16 protein-coding genes and 1 pseudogene are annotated in these 22179 nt (G+C 72.3%); 13 read left to right on the top strand and 4 right to left on the bottom strand.

The genetic code is table 11. The annotated features are described in order from the left end of the window. Positions 1–174: 174 nt before the first annotated feature. The gene (leuS, locus tag AB0O48_RS21575) at positions 175–3015 is read left to right on the top strand and encodes a leucine--tRNA ligase (RefSeq protein ID WP_365067857.1); all 2841 of its coding nucleotides are present in this window, start codon (positions 175–177) and stop codon (positions 3013–3015) included. Positions 3016–3118: 103 nt separating this feature from the next. Here leuS and AB0O48_RS21580 read toward each other — a convergent pair whose 3' ends face one another. Genes AB0O48_RS21580 through AB0O48_RS21595 form a run of 4 tightly spaced genes read right to left on the bottom strand, consistent with a single transcriptional unit; the run spans position 3119 to position 6543 of the window. Next, a complete protein-coding gene (locus AB0O48_RS21580) occupies positions 3119–3904 on the bottom strand; it encodes a phosphotransferase (RefSeq protein ID WP_365067860.1) in 786 nt (261 codons plus the stop codon). Positions 3905–3906: 2 nt separating this feature from the next. Further along, positions 3907–4590, bottom strand: a complete 684-nt coding sequence (locus AB0O48_RS21585) for a VTT domain-containing protein (RefSeq protein ID WP_357571476.1) — start codon at positions 4588–4590, stop codon at positions 3907–3909. Then, positions 4587–5306, bottom strand: a complete 720-nt coding sequence (locus AB0O48_RS21590; RefSeq protein ID WP_357251035.1) for a glutamine amidotransferase — start codon at positions 5304–5306, stop codon at positions 4587–4589. The genes AB0O48_RS21585 and AB0O48_RS21590 overlap by 4 nt, the downstream gene beginning before the upstream one ends. Further along, a complete protein-coding gene (locus AB0O48_RS21595; RefSeq protein WP_357251425.1) occupies positions 5296–6543 on the bottom strand; it encodes a MurT ligase domain-containing protein in 1248 nt (415 codons plus the stop codon). Before AB0O48_RS21595 ends, AB0O48_RS21590 begins: the two co-directional genes overlap by 11 nt. A gap of 355 nt (positions 6544–6898) precedes the next feature. On the opposite strand from AB0O48_RS21595, the gene mraZ reads away from it, so the two are divergent. From mraZ to ftsZ, 12 genes and pseudogenes are all read left to right on the top strand, one after another. Then, complete coding sequence (gene mraZ / locus AB0O48_RS21600; RefSeq protein WP_357251037.1) at positions 6899–7330, top strand: division/cell wall cluster transcriptional repressor MraZ; 432 nt, start codon at positions 6899–6901, stop codon at positions 7328–7330. A 205-nt stretch (positions 7331–7535) separates the two neighbouring features. Beyond that, positions 7536–8645, top strand: a pseudogene (gene rsmH, locus AB0O48_RS21605) (16S rRNA (cytosine(1402)-N(4))-methyltransferase RsmH). Beyond that, the gene (locus AB0O48_RS21610; RefSeq protein ID WP_357251040.1) at positions 8635–9240 is read left to right on the top strand and encodes a hypothetical protein; all 606 of its coding nucleotides are present in this window, start codon (positions 8635–8637) and stop codon (positions 9238–9240) included. Before rsmH ends, AB0O48_RS21610 begins: the two are co-directional and overlap by 11 nt. 3 nt (positions 9241–9243) lie before the next feature. Continuing rightward, positions 9244–11451: a penicillin-binding protein 2 gene (locus tag AB0O48_RS21615; RefSeq protein ID WP_365067867.1), complete on the top strand. Its 2208-nt coding sequence runs from the start codon at positions 9244–9246 to the stop codon at positions 11449–11451. Between the two features lie 91 nt (positions 11452–11542). Beyond that, positions 11543–13066, top strand: a complete 1524-nt coding sequence (locus AB0O48_RS21620) for a UDP-N-acetylmuramoyl-L-alanyl-D-glutamate--2,6-diaminopimelate ligase (RefSeq protein WP_357571478.1) — start codon at positions 11543–11545, stop codon at positions 13064–13066. Then, positions 13063–14460 (top strand): UDP-N-acetylmuramoyl-tripeptide--D-alanyl-D-alanine ligase, encoded by a 1398-nt coding sequence (gene murF, locus AB0O48_RS21625; RefSeq protein ID WP_365067871.1) that lies wholly within the window; start codon positions 13063–13065, stop codon positions 14458–14460. Before AB0O48_RS21620 ends, murF begins: the two co-directional genes overlap by 4 nt. Then, positions 14457–15581, top strand: coding sequence for a phospho-N-acetylmuramoyl-pentapeptide-transferase (mraY, locus tag AB0O48_RS21630; protein WP_357571480.1), 1125 nt, complete (start codon positions 14457–14459; stop codon positions 15579–15581). The genes murF and mraY overlap by 4 nt, the downstream gene beginning before the upstream one ends. Positions 15582–15891: 310 nt before the next feature. Beyond that, on the top strand, positions 15892–17334 hold the full coding sequence (locus tag AB0O48_RS21635) for a putative peptidoglycan glycosyltransferase FtsW (protein ID WP_357251428.1): 1443 nt from the start codon (positions 15892–15894) through the stop codon (positions 17332–17334). After that, positions 17334–18440, top strand: a complete 1107-nt coding sequence (gene murG / locus AB0O48_RS21640; RefSeq protein WP_357251053.1) for an undecaprenyldiphospho-muramoylpentapeptide beta-N-acetylglucosaminyltransferase — start codon at positions 17334–17336, stop codon at positions 18438–18440. The genes AB0O48_RS21635 and murG overlap by 1 nt, the downstream gene beginning before the upstream one ends. Then, positions 18437–20002: a UDP-N-acetylmuramate--L-alanine ligase gene (gene murC / locus AB0O48_RS21645; RefSeq protein WP_357251056.1), complete on the top strand. Its 1566-nt coding sequence runs from the start codon at positions 18437–18439 to the stop codon at positions 20000–20002. The genes murG and murC overlap by 4 nt, the downstream gene beginning before the upstream one ends. Further along, complete coding sequence (locus AB0O48_RS21650) at positions 19999–20817, top strand: FtsQ-type POTRA domain-containing protein (protein ID WP_365067876.1); 819 nt, start codon at positions 19999–20001, stop codon at positions 20815–20817. The genes murC and AB0O48_RS21650 overlap by 4 nt, the downstream gene beginning before the upstream one ends. Before the next feature lie 245 nt (positions 20818–21062). After that, complete coding sequence (gene ftsZ / locus AB0O48_RS21655) at positions 21063–22178, top strand: cell division protein FtsZ (RefSeq protein ID WP_357251061.1); 1116 nt, start codon at positions 21063–21065, stop codon at positions 22176–22178. Position 22179: the final 1 nt, after the last annotated feature.

Consider the following 22179-nt stretch of genomic DNA (forward strand, 5'->3'; position numbering starts at 1 on the left):
GGCGCGGTACACTGCGGAACATGGCCGGAGTCTTCCTGCTTCTTACCGGGCCGTGCTGATGCGCTGAACGCAGCGACAGCACGGCGGCCCCTCCTGTGCGAGGGGCATTTTTGTGCCCGCCGCCGGCCCGGCCCGGCGACGCCGAGACGAAGCGAAGCGAAGCGAGGAGAGACGATGAGTGAGGCAGCCGCACCGGCGGGCGACATTCCCCCGTTCCGGTACACCGCAGCCCTGGCCGACGAGATCGAGGTCCGTTGGCAGGACACCTGGGCGCGCGAGGGCACCTTCCACGCACCGAACCCGACCGGCCCGCTGGCCGACCCGACCCACCCCCGCGCCGGCGCGGAGAAGCTGTACGTGCTGGACATGTTCCCGTACCCCTCCGGAGCCGGCCTGCACGTCGGCCACCCGCTGGGCTACATCGGCACCGACTGCTACGCCCGCTACCAGCGGATGGCCGGTCGCAACGTGCTGCACGCGATGGGCTTCGACGCGTTCGGCCTGCCCGCCGAGCAGTACGCGGTGCAGACCGGCACCCACCCCCGGACCACCACCGTGGCGAACATCGAGCGGTACAAGGCGCAGCTGCGCCGGCTGGGGCTGGCGCACGACGAGCGCCGTTCGGTGGCCACCATCGACACCGACTTCTACCGCTGGACCCAGTGGATCTTCCTGCAGATCTTCAACTCCTGGTACGACCGCGACGCCGGCAGGGCCCGTCCGATCGCCGAGCTGATCGCCGAGTTCGAGGGCGGTAACCGGCCCACCCCGGACGGCCGCGCGTGGGCCGAGCTGAGCGTCGCCGAGCGCCGTCAGGTCGTCGACGACCACCGCCTGGCGTACGTCTCGTACGCCCCGGTCAACTGGTGCCCCGGGCTGGGCACCGTGCTGGCCAACGAGGAGGTCACCGCCGACGGGCGCTCCGACCGGGGCAACTTCCCGGTCTTCAAGCGCAACCTGAAGCAGTGGAAGATGCGGATCACCGCGTACGGTGACCGGCTGCTGGACGACCTGGACGCGCTGGACTGGCCCGAGCCGATCAAGCTGATGCAGCGCAACTGGATCGGCCGCTCCACCGGCGCCCACATCGACTTCGCCACCGAGCAGGCGCCGGTGCGGGTGTTCACGACCCGGCCGGACACCGTCTTCGGTGCCACCTACATGGTGCTGGCGCCCGAGCACGAGCTGGTCGACACGCTGGTGCCGGCCGCCTGGCCGGACGGCACGAGGGACGCCTGGACCGGTGGGCACGCCAGCCCCCGGGTGGCCGTCGAGGCGTACCGCAAGGCGGCGGCGGCCAAGACCGACGTCGAGCGGCAGTCCGACACCAAGGAGAAGACCGGCGTCTTCATCGGCGCGTACGCCACCAACCCGGTCACCGGCGGGCAGATCCCGATCTTCATCGCCGACTACGTGCTGGCCGGCTACGGCACCGGCGCGATCATGGCGGTGCCGGCCCAGGACGAGCGGGACTGGGCGTTCGCCGAGGTCTTCGAGCTGCCCATCGTGCGCACCGTGCAGCCGGCGGAGGGCTTCGACGGCAAGGCGTACACCGGGGACGGCCCGGCGATCAACAGCGCCGCGCACGACCGCGGCCTGGACCTGAACGGCCTGGGGGTCGCCGACGCCAAGGCGGCGACCATCGCCTGGCTGGAGGCGAACGGGCACGGCACCGGCGCGGTGACCTACCGGCTGCGCGACTGGCTGTTCTCCCGCCAGCGGTACTGGGGTGAGCCGTTCCCGATCGTCTACGACGAGACCGGCGCGGCCATCGCCCTGCCGGAGGAGATGCTGCCGGTCGAGTTGCCGGAGGTGGACGACTTCTCCCCGAAGACGTTCGACGCCGACGACGCCAACAGCGACCCGGAGACCCCGCTGTCGCGGCGGCGCGACTGGGTCGAGGTCGAGTTGGACCTGGGTGACGGGCCGAAGCGCTACACCCGCGAGACCAACGTGATGCCGCAGTGGGCCGGCTCCTGCTGGTACGAGCTGCGCTACCTGGACCCGACGAACAGCGGGCGGTTCGTCGACGCGGAGAACGAGCGCTACTGGATGGGCCCGCAACGCGAGGGTGACTGCGGAGGCACCGACCTGTACGTCGGTGGCGCCGAGCACGCCGTGCTGCACCTGCTGTACGCGCGGTTCTGGCACAAGGTGCTGTTCGACCTGGGGCACGTGTCGTCGTTCGAGCCGTTCCGCAAGCTGTTCAACCAGGGCATGATCCAGGCGTACGCGTACACCGACTCGCGCGGCAGCTACGTGCAGGCCGAGGAGGTCATGGAGCGCGACGGCGCCTACTACCTGGGCGACCTGGCGGTCAACCGCGAGTACGGCAAGATGGGCAAGTCGCTGAAGAACGTGGTGACCCCCGACGACATGTGCGCCGCCTACGGCGCGGACACCTTCCGGGTGTACGAGATGTCGATGGGTCCGCTGGAGGTGTCCCGCCCCTGGGAGACCAGGGCGGTGGTCGGCTCGTACCGGTTCCTGCAGCGGGTCTGGCGGGCCGTCGTAGACGAGGAGACCGGCGAGCCGCGGATCACCGAGGACCCGGCCGACGAGGCGACCCGCCGGCTGCTGCACACGGTGATCGACGGGGTCCGTGGCGACATGGACGGCATCCGGTTCAACACCGCGATCGCCAAGCTGATCCAGTTGACCAACGGGCTGACCGGCCTGTCGGCCACGCCGCGTGAGGTGGCCGAGCCGCTGGTGCTGATGGTGGCGCCGTTCGCCCCGCACGTTGCCGAGGAGTTGTGGCGCAAGCTGGGCCACGACACCTCGCTGACGTACGCGGACTTCCCGACCGCCGACCCGGCGCTGCTGGTGGCCGACACGGTGACCTATCCGGTGCAGGTCAACGGCAAGGTCCGTGGCCGCATCGAGGTCCCCGCCGACGCCGCCGAGGAGACCGTCCGCGCGGCGGCCCTGGACGCGGTGGCCGCGACCCTGGCCGGCAAGGAGCCCCGCAAGGTCATCGTGGTCAAGGGCCGAATGGTCTCGGTAGTCGCCTGACCGGCGTCGATCATGGAGTTGTGGTGCCTGGTATGCCCCTTGGCAGGGGTTTGATCCCCCACCACAACTCCATGATCGACCTGGGTGGTGGGTGGGCGGCCGGTCAGGCTTTCAGCGCGGCCGTAACGACCTCGCGGTGGGTGTGCAGCCAGTCCTGCCAGCGGCGTATCCCGTCGACCGCTCCCTCGTCGCGCAGCCGGCGCATGCCCGGCTCGTCGCGGTCGGCGCCGGCGTCGATGCCTCGCCAGGTGCTCTCGATCTGGTCGAGCATCACGCCCACCAGCTCACCTCGCGCCAGCCTGCCCGGTGCGGTCTCGGTGGACGCCGCGTCGTAGGCGTCGCAGAGGATTCGGCAGCGCCTGCCCAGCTCGACGGGGTCGGCGCCGTCGCCCAACGCGGCCCAGTGCCAACCGGCGAACGCGACGTCCTCGATCCGCCGGCCCGGGGCGGCCAGGTCCCAGTCGACGAAGACCACTGGGAGCGGCCCGGCGGGGAAGTCGCGGTACACCGTGTTCTTCGGCGACAGGTCGCGGTGACACACCGTCTCGGCGTCGCCGGCCAGCTCGGTGCCCGCGCACGCGTCGTGCAACCGTCGGATCAGCTCGGCCAGCCGCACCAGCGCCGGGTCGCTGAAGAACGCCGGATCCTCCTGGTTCCGCCACGGCACCCGCCCCGCGACGTAGCTGAGCATCTGCCGGCCGCGGTCGTCGACGCCCAGGTGGCGAGGCGCGAGGTCCGCGCCCACCTCGGCCAGGTGGCGCAGCAACGCACCGACGAAGTCCAGGTTGACGGGCGGGGTACGTCGTACCGTGTCGCCGATCCGGACCACGTCGGTGACGAACCCGCCGGACAGGGGCTCCTCGGCCGGATCAGCGGTCGGCTCGGGCACGGTCAGACCGGCATTCGTCGACGTCGGCGCTCAGCGCGCCACCACTGGTGGATGAGCACCACGCCGGCGATCAGGCCGAGGCTGGCCGGGGCGGCGGCGTACCAGTTGATGTGGCCCGGGGAGCTGACCGCGGCACCGATCGCCGCGTAGCCGAAGGCGGTCGGCGCGGAGGCGATGACGCTCCCGGCCAGGAACGGCAGCACCCGGGCGCCGGTCGTGCCGTAGCCGTAGCTGACCAGCCCGAAGCCGGCGATGGGTAGCAGCCGGACGGTGACCACACCGACCACGCTCTGCCGGGCGAACCAGCCGTCGAGGCGGGCCAGGCGACCACGGACCCGTTCGGCGACGAACTCCCGGCCGAGCAGCCGGCCGACCCCGAACCCGATCGCCGCGGCCACCAGCGCGGCGCCCAGGGCGTACGCGGCGCCCTCCAGCGGGCCGAAGATCGCGCCCGCGGCGAGCGTGACGAAGGTCCGGGGGACCAGGGCGACCAGCAGCAGCGCGCCGCCGAGGATGGCCGCCACCGGGGCGAGGTCACCCAGCCGGTCCGCCAGCCGGGGTAGCTGCGCCGGATCCGGCCGGGGCACCAGGAGCAGCAGGAGCCCGCAACCGCCGATCAGCAGGACGAGCAGGGCGAACCGGGCGGCCGACGGCTGCCGGAGCAGCCGCCGGACGGCTCGGATCATGCCCGGGCGGGGGCCACTGCGGAGCGGCGCTCGTTGCGGAGCCGGTCCGACCAGGTGTCGTCCAGAGGGGGAAGCTGGTGTGCGCCGGTGGCCCAGCGCAGCAGCAGGTCGGCCAGGGCCGGGTTGCGGGCCAGTGCCGGGCCGTGCGAATACGTGCCCAGCAGCTTGCCGCGCCACGCGCCCTCGGTGGCGCCGTCGTTGCCGACCCCGACGCTGACGCGGGCCAGCGGGGCGACCTCCGGACCGAGGTGGGTGCGACCGCCGTGGTTCTCGAAACCGGTGAGCGGGGGCAGACCCAGCCGGGGGTCGATCTCACCGGCCAGCTCGCCGACGGCCCGGCTCTCGCCCCGGTCGGACTGCAGGTCGAGCAGCTCCAGCCCCCGACACTGCACACCCTTGGCGAAGAAGGAGGTGCCGAGCAGTTGGTAGCCGGCGCAGACGCCGAACACCACCGACCCCTGGGCGACCGCCCGGTGCAGGCCGCCGTCGGCGATCAGCCGCTGGGCGCCCAACGCCTGCGGGCCGTCCTCGCCGCCGCCGACCAGGTAGATGTCGGCGGTCGCGGGCAGCCGCTGGTCGGAGCGGACCTCCAGCACCTCGACCGGCATGCCGCGTTGGCGGGCCCGGCGGGCGAGGATCAGGGCGTTGCCCCGGTCGCCGTAGGTGGACAGCAGGTCGGGATAGATCCAGACGATGCGCAGGCTCTCAGATGACACGGTCCAACTCCGCTCGGATGTCCTGGAACGCGGTGTAGTTCGCGATGACCTCCAGCCGCCCGGGCGGGACCGACCGGAGCGCGTCGTCGAACGTGCGGACGTGCTGGAACGGGACGTCGTTGACGTCCAGTCGAACCGCCAGGTCGTATGCCCGGTCGCCGGTGATCAACACCTGCCGGCCACGGAGCGGGGCGAAGTCGACGTCGTAGAGCCAGGAGGTGTCCAGACCGTCGGGGTCGCGCGCGTTGATGGAGAGCAGGGTCGGCGCGTCGTCGGCCATGTCGAACGCCTCCAGCCAACTGGCCGGGTTCTTGGCCAGCAGCAGCCGGATGTTGCGCCCGTCCTTGTCGACCTGCGCGTAACGGCCGGCCACCGAGGTGACGATGCCGAGGCGGGACACCGCGTCGACCGGGCGTACGCCGAACTCGGCGGCCACCGCCAGCGCGGTCGCCGCGTTGCCGAGGTTGACCTTGCCGGGCAGCTGGAGGGAAACCTTGTGCCAGGCTCCGGTGGGGTCGAGCACGCCCTCGTCCTCGACGACCCAGTTCGGCTCCGGTCGGCGCAACGGGCAGCCGGTGCACCACCACTGCTCACCGGAGCGCTGGATGGTGGAGCCGCACTCCGGGCAGACCCAGGAGTCGTCGTGCCAGCGCTGGCCGGCGCTGAACCAGGTCACCGGCGGCGGGTTGATGCCCCGGGCGGGGTCCCCCGGCGGGGTGGCCGCCCAGACCACGAGCGGGTCGTCGGCGTTGGCCACCACCCGGACGTTCGTGTGCCGGACCAGCGCCGCACGCCAGAGCTGCGCCATCATGGCGACCTCCTTGGCGCGGTCGAGCTGGTCGCGGGAGAGGTTGAGCAGCGCGACCACGTGCGGCTCGGTCGCCTCCAACACCTGGGCGAGGTAGTGCTCGTCCACCTCCAGCACCGCGTACGGGGTGCTGCCGGCCTTGGCCAGTGCCGAGGTGTGCCCGCTGGGCATGTTGGCGCCGAACGAGTTGGTGGCGACCCGGCCGAGCACGCCGACCGCTGCGGAGGTCAGTCGGGTGGTGGTGGTCTTGCCGTTGGTGCCGGAGACGAGCGCGATCGCACGCCCGGCCGACAGGTGGGCCAGCAGGTCCGGGTCGATCTTCAGGCCGATCCACCCGCCGATCACCGAACCGTCGCCACGGCCGGCCGCCCGGGAGAGCGCCGCGGCGGTCCGTGACACGGAGCTGGCCACCTTGGCCCGTAGGGGCATTTTCGCGTCCGTCACGCGAGCGAGGTTACCGGACCGTCCGCCCCGCCAGATCGCCGCCGACGGTGAACCGTTCGGCCGTGGCAGCGGCGCGGGCGGCCGGGAGGGCCTCCACCGGACGGAGTCGATCTATGTCGGAAAGCGGACCACGCCGGCGGGCCGCCGCGGCCCTCCACTCCGCTCCACCCCTCGTGACGTGCAGTTTTGCCACCGGATCGGACACGCCGCGCGGGCCAATCTGGTTGCAGGTGGAGGGAAGTGGAGTAGAGTGGGGGCCAATGGTGAGGCCGGGAGGGCTCACCGGCCCGGGGGGTCAGCGGCGCCGCGAACGCCGCTCAGGGGCGAGGGGGTAGGGCCGGTGTTTCTCGGCACCCACACTCCACGCCTGGACGAAAAGGGCCGGTTGATCCTTCCGGCCAAGTTTCGGGATGAGCTGGCGGGGGGTGTCGTGGTCACCAAAGGGCAGGAGCGCTGCCTCTACGTCTTCCCGACCCCTGAGTTCCAGCGGATCGCGGACCAGTTGCGCGCGCAGCCGATGACGCACAAGGCGTCCCGGGCCTACAGCCGGGTCTTCTTCGCCAGCGCGCACGACGAGGTTCCGGACAAGCAGGGTCGGGTAACCATTCCGGCCCACCTGCGGGCGTACGCCGCGCTGGACCGCGACCTGGTCGTGATCGGCGCGAGCACGCGGGTGGAGATCTGGGACAAGGCAGCCTGGGAGACCTACCTCGCCGACAGCGAGGACGACTTCGCCGACATCTCGGAGGGGGTGCTGCCCGGCGGTCTGTAGGGCGGAACGGCGCCCGACGTACTGCGAGATCTCCAGCCGCTTTCGAGTTCCTGGCACCCCTTCCCCGGTGCCAGGCGCACGATCCAGTCACCGGGCGACGGTCCGGTGTCCGGCGGGAGCGGATGGGGATCTGGCGGTACGACGGCAGCGCCGTCCGACGACAGGCGCACGAGGAGAACGGACGTTTCAACCAGTGGGGGTCAACATGGGGGAGTTGCGCGGCACGCACGTGCCGGTGCTGCTCGAGCGGTGTCTTGAGCTGCTGGCCCCCGCGCTGGGTCGAGGCGGCCGGACGGTCCACGTCGACGCGACGCTCGGTCTGGCCGGGCACGCGGAGGCGGTGCTCGAGGCACACCCGGAGACGGTCCTGATCGGGCTCGACCGGGACACCGAGGCGCTCGCTCACGCGCGGGTCCGGCTGGCCCGGTTCGCCGATCGGGTGCATCTGGAGCACGCCGTCTACGACGAGTTGCCCGAGGTACTGGACCGGCTGGGCTATCCGGGCATCGACGGCATCCTGTTCGACCTGGGTGTGTCGTCGTTGCAATTGGACGCGCCCGACCGCGGGTTCGCGTACGCCCAGGACGCGCCACTGGACATGCGGATGGACCAGACCCGGGGGGTGACCGCCGAGGAGGTGGTCAACACCTACGCGCATCCGGACCTGGCCCGGGTGCTGCGGGTCTACGGCGAGGAGAAGTTTGCCGGCCGGATCGCCTCGGCGATCCTGCGGGAGCGGGAACGCGGCCGGATCACCTCGTCCGCGCGGTTGGCGGAGCTGGTCCGGGAGTCCATTCCGGCGCCAGCCCGACGAACGGGCGGTCATCCGGCAAAGAGAACGTTTCAGGCTTTACGGATCGAGGTAAACAGAGAGTTGGCGGCGCTGGAGTCAGCGTTGCCATCAGCACTCGACGCACTGACCGTGGGCGGTCGCATGGTGGTCCTGTCCTACCACTCCCTGGAGGACAGGCTCACCAAGGTGGCGCTCGCGGACCGGGTCCGCAGTAAGGGCCCGGTCGACCTCCCGGTCGAGCTTCCCGGGTCGGGTCCGACGTTCCGGCTGCTCAGCCGGGGCGCCGAACTGCCCGGGGAGGCGGAGGTCGCCGTGAACCCGCGGGCCGCCTCGGTGCGGCTGCGGGCCGCGGAACGACTCGATCCGAACGCGACAGAGCTTGGGCGGACCGACCGCGAACGGTCTCGCCGACGGGTGAAGGGAATGCACCAACCGGGCCCGGGGTCCGCCTGATCCGTGGGGGGTCAGGGGCACCGGGACGGCAGAGGGACGGACGTTGAGGGGGAGGGACATGAACATTGACAAGCGCGGCCGCCGGGACGTCACCGGCGACGGGCAGCGCGCACCGCGGTCGGGGGGCCGGACCGCGGCGGAGCGGGCTCCGCGCCTCGGAAACGGTACGCCACGCATCGATCGAGTGAACCAGCAGGGGGAGACTCGCGCCCGGGGGGCGCGCGAGTTCCCGACCCAGGGCGCCGCCGCGCTGCGGCCGGTCGAGAAGGCCGCCAGCGCCTCCAGCGCCCGGCCGCCGCGGCTGCGGGTCGCACCGCCGTCGCCGATCTCGGTGCCGCGTGCGCCGTTCGCGGCGCTGATCGTGGTGCTGGTGGTCGGCGGGGTGCTGGGCATCCTGGCGGTCAACACCAAAATCAACGAGAACGCGTTCCGGCTGGAGCGGTTGCAGCAGCAGCAGGCTCGACTGGACCTGGAGAAGCAGCAGTTGGACAAGCGGATCGCCGAGTACGAGGCGCCGGGCAACCTGACCGCCGAGGCGCGGCGGCTGGGCCTGGTGGACGCTGGCGAGCCGGGCTACATCCGGCTGCCGGACGGTAAGACCATCGGTGTGCCGCAGCCGGCGACCGGTAAGCCGTCGGTGACCAGCCAGGGTGCGGGAGGCTGACCCGTGCCACGAAGGTCGGACGAGCCGCGCCGGGACCCCACAGGGTCCCGGCGCGGTTCTTCGCGTGACGCCAGCCCCACCGACTCCGAGCCGCGCACCGGCGAGCCCGGCATCGGGGGCATCTCCGGCGCCCGCGCGTACACGCCACGGGGTCGGACCGTCCGCGACGAGCGCGGCACGCCGCCGCGCGCGGTGGGCGCCGAGCAACGGCGTACCCCGCGCAGCACCCGATCCGGCGACCCGTTCCGGCCCGCGTTGCAGGTGCTCGACGGTGGTCGGGCCGCCGCCCGGGCCGGTCGCCGCGACGCCCCGGCCGCCGGACGGGGTGGCGTGGTGCGCACCGTCGCGCCGCGTACCCCCCGAGGACCGGGCGTCGAGGAGCCGCCGCCACGCCGACGGACCACGCCGCGCGCGCCACGCCGCGCCGACCGCCCGACGGCCCGGCGGCCGTCCCGCAAGCCACCGCGCCCGCCGAAGCTGGCCGACTCGCGGCTGCGGCTGCGGCTGGGCACCGCCCTGGCCCTGACGTTGTTCGCGAGTATCGGGATCCGGCTGATCTTCCTCCAGGCGGTCGACGCCCCGGCGTATGCCGGGGGCGGCGTCATCGACCGCACCCGCACCGTGGAACTGCCGGCGGCGCGGGGCGCGATCTACGACCGCACCGGCGCCCCGCTGGTGCGCAGCGTCGAGGCACGGTACGTGTTCGCCGATCCCACCGAGGTGAAGGACCAGGCCGGCACCGCCCAGGCGCTCGCACCGCTGCTCGCCATCCCGGCGTCGAAGCTCACCGGGCTGCTCAAGCCCCGCAAGTTGGAGAACGGCAACGACTCCCGGTTCGTGTACCTGGCCCGGGGGGTGGAGATCTCCACCGCCAAGCAGGTGCAGGCGCTGGAGCTGCCGGGGATCGGGGTGCACCGCGACGAGCGTCGCGAGGTGCCCGGGGGTGACCTGGCGGCCAACCTGATCGGCTTCACCAGTCAGGACATGGTCGGGTTGGAGGGGCTGGAGGCCCGCTACAACGACGTGCTCGCGGGTCAGGACGGCAAGCGGAGGTACGAGGCCGGCCGCCGTGATCTCGACGCGGCGATCCCGGGCGGTTACAGCCTGACCACGCCCGCCAAGCCGGGCAGCTCGCTGTGCCTCACCATCGATCGGGACCTGCAGTTCCGGACGCAGCAGATCCTCAGCGAGGGCATGGCCCAGGTGCGGGGCGGCACCGGCGCGGCCGTGATCATCGAGATTCCCTCCGGGGAGGTGCTGGCCCAGGCCAGCAATCCCACCTACAGCGCGGCGAAGCCGTTGCCGAGCGACCCGGTCGCCCGGGAGGACGCGGCGACCAGCTTCGTCGTCGACCCCGGCTCGGTGCACAAGGCGATCACCTACGGCGCGGCCCTGCAGGAGGGGGTGATCACCCCGGACACCACGCTGCCCATCCCCAACAACATCAAGATGGGTGACACCTGGTTCTCCGACACGCATCCGGCCAACGGCAAACGGATGAGCATCCCCGGGATGCTCGCCTACTCGTCGAACGTCGGCACCATCACGATCGCCGAGAAGCTCGGCCGGGACCGGTTGATCGACTACCAGAAGCGGTTCGGGCTGGGCAAGCCGACCGGCGAGGGAATGCCGGGGGAGGCCGGTGGGCGACTGCTGCCGGCCGACGAGTGGAGCGAATCGTCGCACGGGTCGGTGCCGATCGGGCACAGCGTCGACGCGACGCCGCTGCAGATGGCCGCCGCGTACGCCGCCATCGCCAACAACGGCACGTACGTGCAGCCGCACCTCATCAAGGAAACGATCAGCCCGGACGGCAAGCGCACCCCCGCGCCCGCCCCGGTGACCCGGTCGGTGCTCAGCCCGCAGAACGCGGCGGCCCTGCGCACCATGCTGGAGGCGGTCACCACTGTCGACCACGCCACCGGCGTCAACGCCGCGGTCCCCGACTACCGGGTCGCCGGCAAGACCGGGACCGGCTCGCGGGTGGTCAACGGCAAGATCGAGACCGACAAGGTGTCCTCCTTCATCGGCATGGCCCCCGCCGAGAATCCCCGCTACGTGATCGCCGTCTTCGTGTACTCGCCCGACGGTGGGGGCGCGGCGATCGCCAATCCGGCGTTCCGCGACATGATGCAGTTCACGCTGCGTCACTACCGGGTGCCGCCGTCCACCGGCGGTTCGGCACCCAAGTTCGTGGTCTATCCGCGCTGAGCAGCGATGGCGGGACATCATCGGTGAGTGCCGACGAACCACCGGGGCGGCTGTACGGCCGGAACCGGACGACCGGGTAGGGTCTGACGCCGTGCCTGGCAATCCACGTCCACGTACCGTGACCGGAGTCCGGCTCGGTGCTCTCGCCGTCCGGCTCGCCGTCGACCTTCCGGCGGACGCCGCCACGGTGAACGTCACCGGGGCCACCCACGCCAGCCAGGAGGTTCGCCCCGGCGACCTGTACGCGGCGTTGCCCGGCGCCCGCCGGCACGGCGCGGAGTTCGCCGCCGCCGCCGCCGAGGCTGGCGCGGTGGCCCTGTTGACCGACCCGGCCGGCGCCGAGCTGGCGGCGGCCAGCGGCCTGCCCGCCCTCGTGGTGCCCGACCCCCGCGCCGTCCTCGGCGAGCTGGCCTCGGCGGTCTACGGCGACCCGACCGCCGCGCTCACCGTGGTCGGCGTGACCGGCACCGCCGGCAAGACCTCCACCGCGTACCTGGTCGAGTCGGGGTTGCGGGCCGCCGGGCACACCACCGGGTTGATCGGCACCGTGGAGACCCGGCTCGGTGACCTGGTGATCGACAGTGTGCGCACCACCCCCGAGGCGACCGATCTGCACGCCATGCTGGCCACCGCCCGCGAGCGTGGGGTCACCGCCGTGGTCATGGAGGTCTCCAGCCACGCGCTCGCCATGGGCCGGGTGGGCGGGGTCCGCTTCGCCGTCGGGGGGTACACCAACTTCGGCTCCGACCACCTCGACTTCCACGCCGACAGCGACGACTACTTCGCCGCGAAGGCCCAGCTCTTCGACGGGCGCTGCGCGGTCGAGGTGCTCAACCAGGACGACCCGGCGTTGCAGCCGTTGCACAAGCCGGCGACCGTCACCTACTCGGCGGCCGGTGACCGGGGCGCGACCTGGTGGGCCGACGGTGTGGACGGCGAGGGATACGCCCAGCGCTTCACCGCGCACGGCCCGGACGGGGTGGTCCTGTCCGCCGGGGTGGCGCTGCCCGGCCGGCACAACGTGGCGAACGCGTTGCTGGCCATCGCCGCGCTGGTCGGCGTCGGGGTGGACCCGGCGACCGCGGCGGCAGGGGTGGCAGCCTGCGGTGGCGTGCCCGGCCGGTTGGAGCTGGTCGACAGCGCCGGACCGGTGCGCGGGGTGGTCGACTACGCGCACAAGTCGGACGCGATCGTGGCCGCGCTCGCCGCGCTGCGCGAGCTGAGCGTCGGCCGGTTGATCTGTGTGCTCGGCGCCGGCGGAGACCGGGACCGCGGCAAGCGACCGGTGATGGGCGCGGCCGCCGCCGAGGGCGCCGACGTGGTGCTGGTGACCGACGACAACCCGCGGACCGAGGACCCGGCGGAGATCCGCGCCGAGGTGCTCGCCGGGGCGTACCGGGCCGGCACGGCCGCCCGGATCATCGAGGTGTCCGGTCGGCGTGCCGCGATCGACGAGGCGGTCCGGTTGGCCGAGCCGGGCGACGTGATCGCGCTACTCGGCAAGGGGCACGAGCGGGGCCAGGAGGTGGCGGGCGAGGTGTTTCCGTTCGACGACAGCGTCGAGTTGGCCGACGCGTTGCGGGCCCGCTTCGGAGACCTGGCGGGTCGGCGATGATCGCGCTGAGCCTGGCCGAGGTCGCCGCGGCGGTCGACGGGCGGCTGGTGGGCGCCGACCCGGCCGCCACCGTCACCGGTTCGGTGGAGTTCGACTCGCGCAAGCTGGGGCCCGGTTCGCTCTTCGTGGCCTTCCCGGGGGAGAAGGTCGACGGGCACGACTACGCGGTGACGGCGGTCCAGGCCGGGGCGGTGGCGGTGCTCGGCAGCCGCGAGGTGCCCGGGGTGCCGATGGTGCTCGTCGACGACGCTTTGACCGCGATGGGCCGGCTGGCCCGCGCCGCGGTGGACCGGCTGCCCGGGTTGACCGTGATCGGCGTGACCGGCTCCTCCGGCAAGACCACCACGAAGGACCTGATCGGGCAGCTCACCACCCGGCTCGGGGCCACGGTGGCGCCGCCCGGGTCGTTCAACAACGAGCTGGGGCACCCGTACACCGCGTTGCAGGCCGGGCCGGACACCCGCTACCTGGTGATGGAGAAGGGCGCGCGCGGGATCGGGCACGTCCGTTACCTGTGTGAGTTGGTGCCGCCCCGGATCTCCGTGGTGCTCAACGTCGGCACGTCGCACATCGGCGAGTTCGGTTCGCAGGAGGCCATCGCGCAGGCCAAGGGCGAGCTGGTCGAGGCCCTGCCGCCGGACGGGCTGGCCGTGCTGAACGCCGACGACCCGCGGGTGGACGCGATGGCGAGCCGGACGCGGGCCCGGGTGGTCCGCTACGGCGAGGCGGCCGACGCCGACGTACGCGCCGAGGACGTCACGCTCGACGAGCGGGGGCGCCCGTCGTACACCCTGGTCACCCCGGAGGGGCGCGTGCCGGTGCGGCTCGGGCTGGCCGGCCGGCACCAGGTCGGCAACACCCTCGCCGCGGCGGCGGTGGCCCGGGAGCTGGGCATGCCTCTGGCGGACCTGGCGCCGGCCCTCGCCGAGTTGGGGCTGGTGTCGACCCGTCGGATGGACGTCTTCGACCGCCCCGACGGGGTGACTGTCATCGACGACTCGTACAACGCCAACCCGGCCTCGATGGCGGTGGCGGTGCGGGCGCTCGCCAGCATCGGCCAGGGTCGGCGTACCGTCGCGGTGCTTGGTTACATGGCCGAGCTGGGTCCGTTCGAGTACGACGGCCACGCCGAGATCGGCCGCCTCGCGGCTGACCTGGGTGTCGACCGGCTGCTCGTGGTGGGCGAGCCGGCCGCGCCGATCCACGAAGGCGCGACAGCGGTAGCGAACTGGGGAGGAGAGTCGGTGTTGCTCACCGATCAGGCGGCGGCCGTCGAGGTGCTGCGGAGCGAACTACGACCGGGTGACGTCGTCCTGGTCAAGGGCTCCCGGTACCGGACCTGGGAGGTGGCCGACGCCCTGCGCGCCGACGCCGGTGCGGAGTCCACCCGATGAGGGCGGTCATCGTCGCCGTCGGGGTGGCCTTCATCGTGTCGCTGTTCTGCACCCCCCTCGCGATCAAGGTGTTCACCCGGCTCAAGGCCGGTCAGCCGATCCGGTCCGACGGCCCGGCCATGCACCAGGGCAAGAAGGGCACGCCCACGATGGGTGGCGTGGTCTTCATCCTGGCCACGGTCATCGCGTACGTGGCCGGGCACCTGGCGCTGACCACCCTGCCGGACAAGCAGATCGCGCAGGTGGAGCCGACCATCACCGCGCTGGTGCTGCTGGGGCTGATGGTCTTCTCCGGCGCGGTCGGTTTCCTCGACGACTTCCTCAAGGTGCGCAAGCGCAACAGCGCCGGTCTGAACAAGCGCGGCAAGCTGCTCGGTCAGATCCTGGTGGGCGCGCTCTTCGGCGTGGTCGCGTTGTGGTTCCCGAGCACGATGACCGACGGTTCGGGCAAGGCGACAAACACCGAGACGGTGGGCAGCACCACGCTGAGCTTCATCCGGGACATCGACGCCCTGGAACTCAGCAAGGTCGGCGCGGTGATCATCTTCATCTTCGTGGTGATGGCCACGACGAACGGCGTGAACCTCACCGACGGTCTGGACGGTCTCGCCACCGGGGCCTCGGTCATGGTGCTGGCCGCGTACGCGTTGATCGCGTTCTGGCAGTACCGGCACTGGTGCGCCGACCCGAACTACACCCAGCCGTACTGCTACGAGGTCCGCGACCCGTTGGAGATCGCGCTGATAGCCGGGGCGGCGGCCGGGGCCTGTGTGGGCTTCCTCTGGTGGAACACGTCCCCGGCGCGGATCTTCATGGGCGACACCGGGGCGTTGGGGCTGGGCGGTCTGATCGCCGGCATGGCGATGTCGACCCGCACCATCCTGCTGCTGCCGATCATCGGTGGGCTCTTCGTGATCATCACGATGTCCGTGGTGATCCAGATCATCTCTTTCAAGACCACGGGTAAACGGGTGTTCCGGATGTCACCGCTACAGCACCACTTCGAACTGGCCGGCTGGAGTGAGGTCAACATCGTGGTGCGCTTCTGGATCATCGCCGGCATCGGCGTGGCCATCGCCCTGGGCCTGTTCTACAGCGAGTTCCTGGCAAACATGACCTGATCTCCACCCCGTTCGAGCGGGTCACCGTCCGAGTAGTCGATCGTGCGTAGCCGAGGCGGCGGGGTGTGCGGCATGCGCGGGTGCCGCCCCCCGGATCCGACACGCCCGGTGTGTCGTTGTGGGCCGCTCGGGCGCGCCCAGCGGTGATGATGTCGGGGTGGGGGAGGATTCAGGCACCGACGACAGGACAGCCGGCCGCCCGCGGCGGTCACCCGGCGCGGCGCGAACCGCGGAGGCCGTCGCGCAGCCGGACGACACGCGCGGCCCGGAACCGCCCGCGACACCGCGCACGGCGCAGCCGGCGCAGCCCGTGCCGCTGCGCGGGCTGGACGCGGCCGGCGGGCTCGCCGCGCTGCGCGGCCTGCTGGACCGGCCGCTGGCCTCCTACTACCTGCTGTTGTCCAGCGCCGGCCTGCTGCTGCTGATCGGGCTGACCATGGTCTTCTCGGCGACCAGCGTGAAGGACTACGCCCAGGACGGCAACGCCTCAGCCTCGGTGACCAAGCAGGCGATCTTCGCGGTGATCGGCATCGGGGTGTTCTGGGCCTGCCAGCGCCTGCCCGCCAGCACCTACCGGTCGCTGGGCCGGCCGCTGCTGTTCACCGCGATCGGGCTGCTGCTGGTGCTCAACCTGCTGCTCGCCTATGCGCGCCTGACCCAACAGGACTCCGCTCGGATCGGCCCGATCGAGGCGCGGCTGCTCTGGCTGTTCATCGGCGGGATCCAGGTGCAACCCTCCGAGCTGGCCAAGATCGCGTTGGTGCTCTGGGGGGCGCACGTGATCGCCCGCAAGGGCGCCGCGCTGGGCTGGTGGCGGGAGTTGGCCACCCCGCTCTTCCCGGTGATGGGCCTGCTCTTCGTGCTGGTCGGCTACAACGACGTGGGCACCATGCTCTGCCTGCTGGCCCTGGTGGTCGGTCTGCTCTGGGCCGCCGGTGTACGGATGCGGGTCTTCGGTGCCCTGACCGTGGTCGGTCTGCTCGGTGTCGGCCTGCTCATCGCGGTGGCCTCACTGGGCGCCGGCTCCGGCGAGAAGGGCGCGGACAACTACCGCCTGGCGCGACTGACGCTCTTCCTCAACCCACCGCCGCCGGACAAGTGCGGAGACCCGTGTTACCAGGTCTACCAGGGTCGGCTGGCCATCGAGCACGGCGGCTGGTTCGGTGTCGGGCTGGGCAAGGGCAGTCTGAAGTGGGACTGGCTGCCCGAGGCACACAACGACTTCATCTTCGCGATCATCGCCGAGGAATTGGGCGTGATCGGGTGCGTCGTCATCCTCAGCCTGTTCGCGGTCCTCGCGTACACCGGGTTGCGGATCGCCCGGCGGGTCGACGATCCGTTCCGCCGGCTCGCCGCCGCCGCCGTCACCACCTGGCTGGTCAGCCAGGCGGTGATCAACATCGGTGGGGTGGTCGGGCTGCTGCCGATCACCGGCCTGCCGCTGCCGTTCATCTCCGACGGCGGAAGCGCCCTGGTGGTGACGTTGGCCGGCATCGGCATGCTGGCCTCCTTCGCCCGCGCCGAACCCGATGCGGCCAGAGCCCTGCATGCCCGTCCGCCGGCCCGGTGGGTCCGACTACTCTGGGCCCCGTTGCCGCCGCTTCCCGGCCGGCGTCGCCGACCGGCGACGCCGCCCGCTGGCCGAGGGTCCGTGCCCCGGTCCCGCGAGCGGCGCCATGACGACCAGGCCGCACCGCGCGGGGTCCGACAGGACCGCACCCGCGGCGGTACGGCGAGCGAGAGGAGACGCTGATGGGTCCGCTGCGTTCGGTGGTGCTCGCGGGAGGTGGCACCGGGGGGCACATCTACCCGCTGCTCGCCTTCGCCGACTGCCTGCGCCGACACGACCCGGGCGTCCGGATCACCTGCCTCGGCACACCCAAGGGCATGGAGAACGACCTGATTCCGCCGCAGGGCTACGACCTGCGGCAGATCCCGGCGTACCAACTGCCCCGGTCGGTCAACATGAACCTGGTCCGTACCCCGGGCCGGATGTGGACCGCGGCCCGCGCCGCGGGCAAGGTGATCGACGAGGTCAAGGCCGACGTGGTCGTCGGCTTCGGCGGGTACGTCTCGGTGCCGGCCTACCTCGCCGCCTGGCGCAGGGAACTGCCCATGGTGATCCACGAGGTGAACGTGCCACCGGGCGTGGCCAACCGCCTGGGCATGAAGTTCACCAAGAACATCGCCGTCGGCTTCCCGCACCAGCCGAGCCAGGCCGAGTCGCTGCGCGACGCCACGATCGTGGGGGTGCCGCTGCGCCGCACCATCGCCGGGCTGGACCGGTACGCGCTGCGCAACGCCGCCCGCGCCCACTTCGGGCTCCGCCCGGACCTGCCGGTGCTCTTCGTCTCCGGCGGCTCGTCGGGCGCCCGCTCGATCAACCTGGCGGTCTCCGGGGCGGCCAAGGAGTTGGCCCGCAACGGCGTGCAGGTGCTGCACGTGATGGGCGCGCGCAACGAGCCGGTGCCGATCCCCACCGATCTGCCGGTGCCGTACGTGACGTTGCCCTACCTGTCCGAGATGGAGCTGGGCTACGCCGCCGCCGACCTGATGCTGGCCCGGGGCGGGGCGATGACCGTCGCCGAGGTGGCCGCGATCGGGCAGCCCACGATCTACGTGCCGTACCCGCACAGCAACCAGGAGCAGCGGCGCAACGCGTTGCCCGTGGTGGAGGCCGGCGGTGGGCTGCTCGTCGACGACGCGGAGCTCACCCCGGACTGGCTGGAGCGCACCGTCATCCCGCTCATCCGCGACCCGCAGCGGCTGGCCGCGATGGGCGCGGCCGCGGCGGCGTACGGGCGGCGGGACGGTGACGAGGCACTGCGGTCCTTCGTCCTCGCGGCGGTGGCCCGATGACCGCGCAGTTCACCCCGGCCGGCACGCTCACCGCGGAGGACCTGGGGGCCGTCCACCTGATCGGGGTGGGTGGGGTGGGCATGCTCGGCGTGGCCCGGCTGCTGCTCACCCGGGGCATCCGGGTCTCCGGCAGCGACCTGCGGGAGTGGCCCTCGCTGGAGGGGCTGCGGGCGCTCGGCGGCACCATCCACCTCAGCCACGAGGCGAGCAACCTCGACGGTGTGGACACCGTCGTCTACTCGTCGGCCATTCCGCAGGACCACCTGGAGCTGGTCGAGGCGCGTCGGCGCGGCCTGCGGGTGCTGCACCGCTCGGAGGCCCTGGCCGCGGCGATGACCGGACGTCGGGCGGTGGCGGTGGCCGGCACACACGGCAAGACCACCACCACCTCGATGGTGACCATGGTGCTCCAGCAGGCGGGTGTGGACCCGTCCTTCGTGATCGGCGGGGAGATCTCCGAGGTCGGCTCGGGCGCCCACCACGGCACCGGCGAGCACTTCGTGGTCGAGGCCGACGAGAGTGACCGCTCGTTCCTCATCTACCGCCCGTACGTCTCGATCATCACCAACGTCGAGGCCGACCACCTGAACACCTACGGCGACTACGCGACGCTGGAGGCGGCGTTCGTGGAGTTCGCCCGCCTGACCGACCCGGACGGGTTCATCATCACCTGCGCCGACGACCCGGGCGGCCGGCGGCTGGCCGAGAGCCTGCGCGCCGAGGGGCGGCGGGTGTTCACCTACGGCGAGGCCGCCGACGCCGACCTGCGGTTGACCGACATCGTCTCCTCCGCGCGCGGGGTGCGCTACCTGGCCGCGATCGACGGCCGGTCGCTCGGCGAGTTCCGCCTGCCGGTGCCGGGGCGGCACATGGGTCTGAACAGCGCCGCCGCGGTGCTGGCCGCGTACCTGCTGGAGTTGCCGCTGGAGGCGGCCGAGGCCGCGCTCGCGGTCTTCCCCGGCGTGCGGCGGCGCTTCGAGCGCAAGGGTGTCGCGGACGGCGTGCTGGTCTACGACGAGTACGCCTACCACCCGACCTCGATGACGCTCGCCATGCAGACGCTGCGCGAGGTGGCCGGGGACGGCCGGTTGATCGTCGTCTTCCAGCCGTACCGGCTGTACCGCACCCGCGACAACCAGGCGGAGATCGCCGACGCGCTGGCCATCGCCGACGAGGTGGTGCTGCTGGAGGTCTTCGGGCCGGGCGAGCTGCGGCAGCCCGGCGAGGGTTCGGCAGCGCTGATCGCGGCCGTGGACCTGCCCGCCGACCGCAAGGTCTTCGTGGAGTCGTGGGAGCAGGCCCCGGTCGAGGTGGCCCGTCGCGCGCGTACCGGGGACGTGGTGGTCACCATGGGCGCCCCGCCGATCTCGCTGATGGGTGACGAGTTGCTGGTGGCCCTGGGTGAGCGTACGGCCGGCCCGGCGCCGACCGCGACCGTCGACCCGGCGGCCACGTCCCCGGCGATCGCTGACGCGGTGCCGGGTGGGACCACTGCCGGCGGCGACGGAGCGGCTCTCGGTGGCACCGCCGCGCCCGGCGGCGCGGCGCCCCTGGCCGGATGAGTCCCGGCCCGGCCCGGGGGCGGACCAGCGCCGCCGACGGTGGCGCCCCGCGTCGTGGGCCGGCGCGGCGGTGGCAGTTGGTCCGGGCGGGGCGCGACGCGGTACCGCCCTCGACGCGCCGGTTCATGGCTCGTGCCCGGCAGCGTCGGATGCGCGCGGCGCTGCCGTGGGCGGTGACGGCCGGGGTGCTCGCGCTGGCCGGGCTGGTCGCCTGGACGGTGCTCGGCACCGGGCTGTTCGGGGTCCGGGAGGTGCGGGTGGAGGGCGCCGGCCTGGTCACCCCGGTGCAGGTGCACGAGGCGGTCGGCGTGCCGGACGGGGTGCCGCTGGCCCGGGTGGACCTGGCCGCCGCCGCCCGCCGGGTCGGTGCGCTGCCGGCGGTGGAGCGGGCCAGGGTCTCCCGGGACTGGCCCGGCGCGCTCGTGGTGCGGGTGACCGAGCGGACTCCGGTGGCGGCGGTGCCGCAGGGGGCGGCGTTCGCCCTGATCGACCGGAGTGGGGTGGCGTTCCGGACGGTGGACCGGCGTCCGGCCGATCTGCCGCAGGTGACGGTGGGCCGTCCGGCCGCCGACGACCCGGGCACCCGGGCCGCGCTGGAGGTCCTCTCCGCCCTGACCCCGCAGCTCCGCGCGGAGTTGGTGGACCTGCGGGTGGAGGGGTTGGCGCGGATCAGCCTGCGGTTGCGGGGGGACCGGACGGTGGTCTGGGGCGACGCGACCCGGGGCACGGACAAGGCGAAGGTGGCCACCGCCCTGCTGGACGAGGACGCCGCCCGGATCGACGTGAGCGCTCCCGATGTGGTGACCTTTCGCTGACGGATGAGCGCCCGCGGAGGTGACCCGTCGCGCTCGGCTCGGCGACACGCCGGTCGGGTCCTTGGCTCCTGGCGCGGTGGCGCTTACGTTGCCCGGAAGAGGAACAGTGGTTGACATAACTGTAAGCCTCTAGTAGAGGGTGAGGGTTCACCTCTGAGCCTCGCTGGTGACAGCTGTCGTCGGCCGCTGGTCTGGCCACGCCGTAACCGGTCGGCCGAAGCCAATCTCGAAGGAAAGGACCGGAGATGACACCTCCGCACAACTACCTGGCGGTCATCAAGGTCGTCGGCATCGGGGGCGGCGGGGTCAACGCCGTCAACCGGATGATCGAGGTTGGGCTCAAGGGCGTCGAGTTCATCGCGATCAACACGGATGCCCAGGCGCTGCTGATGAGTGACGCCGACGTCAAGCTCGACGTGGGCCGGGAGTTGACCCGCGGCCTGGGCGCCGGCGCCAACCCCGACGTCGGCAAGAACGCCGCCGAGGACCACCGCGACGAGATCGAGGAGGTGCTCAAGGGCGCCGACATGGTCTTCGTGACCTGCGGTGAGGGCGGTGGCACCGGCACCGGCGGCGCGCCCGTGGTGGCCAACATCGCCCGCAAGCTCGGCGCGCTGACCATCGGCGTGGTGACCCGGCCGTTCTCCTTCGAGGGCAAGCGCCGCCAGGTGCAGGCCGAGACGGGAATAGACGAGCTGCGTAACCAGTGCGACACGCTGATCGTGATCCCGAACGACCGGCTGCTGGCCCTGGGTGACCGCAACATCAGCATGATGGACGCGTTCCGGACGGCGGACCAGGTGCTGCTCTCCGGTGTGCAGGGCATCACCGACCTGATCACCACCCCGGGTCTGATCAACCTGGACTTCGCCGACGTCAAGAGCGTGATGAGCGGCGCCGGCAGCGCGCTGATGGGCATCGGCAGCGCCCGTGGGGAGAACCGCGCGGTCGAGGCGGCCGAGGCGGCCATCTCCAGCCCACTGCTGGAGCAGAGCATGGACGGTGCGCGGGGCGTGCTGCTCTCCATCGCCGGTGGTTCCGACCTGGGCCTGTTCGAGATCAACGACGCGGCCCAGCTGGTCACCGACGCGGCCCACCCGGACGCCAACATCATCTTCGGCGCGGTCATCGACGACGCGCTCGGCGACGAGGTGCGGGTGACTGTCATCGCGGCGGGCTTCGACGGCGGCACTCCCGCGTACAAGGCGGCCGAGCCGACCCGCAAGACCAACACCAACCAGCCGGCGCCGCAGAGCACCCCGGTGCCGGCGCCGGTCAGCAACCCGACACCGGCCCAGTCGCCGCGGCGCGTGCTCTTCGACGACGTCGACGTCCCCGACTTCCTCAAGAACGGGTCCTGAG

Origin of the sequence: Micromonospora sp. NPDC085948 (assembly GCF_040686315.1) — a bacterium.
Taxonomy (GTDB): domain Bacteria; phylum Actinomycetota; class Actinomycetes; order Mycobacteriales; family Micromonosporaceae; genus Micromonospora.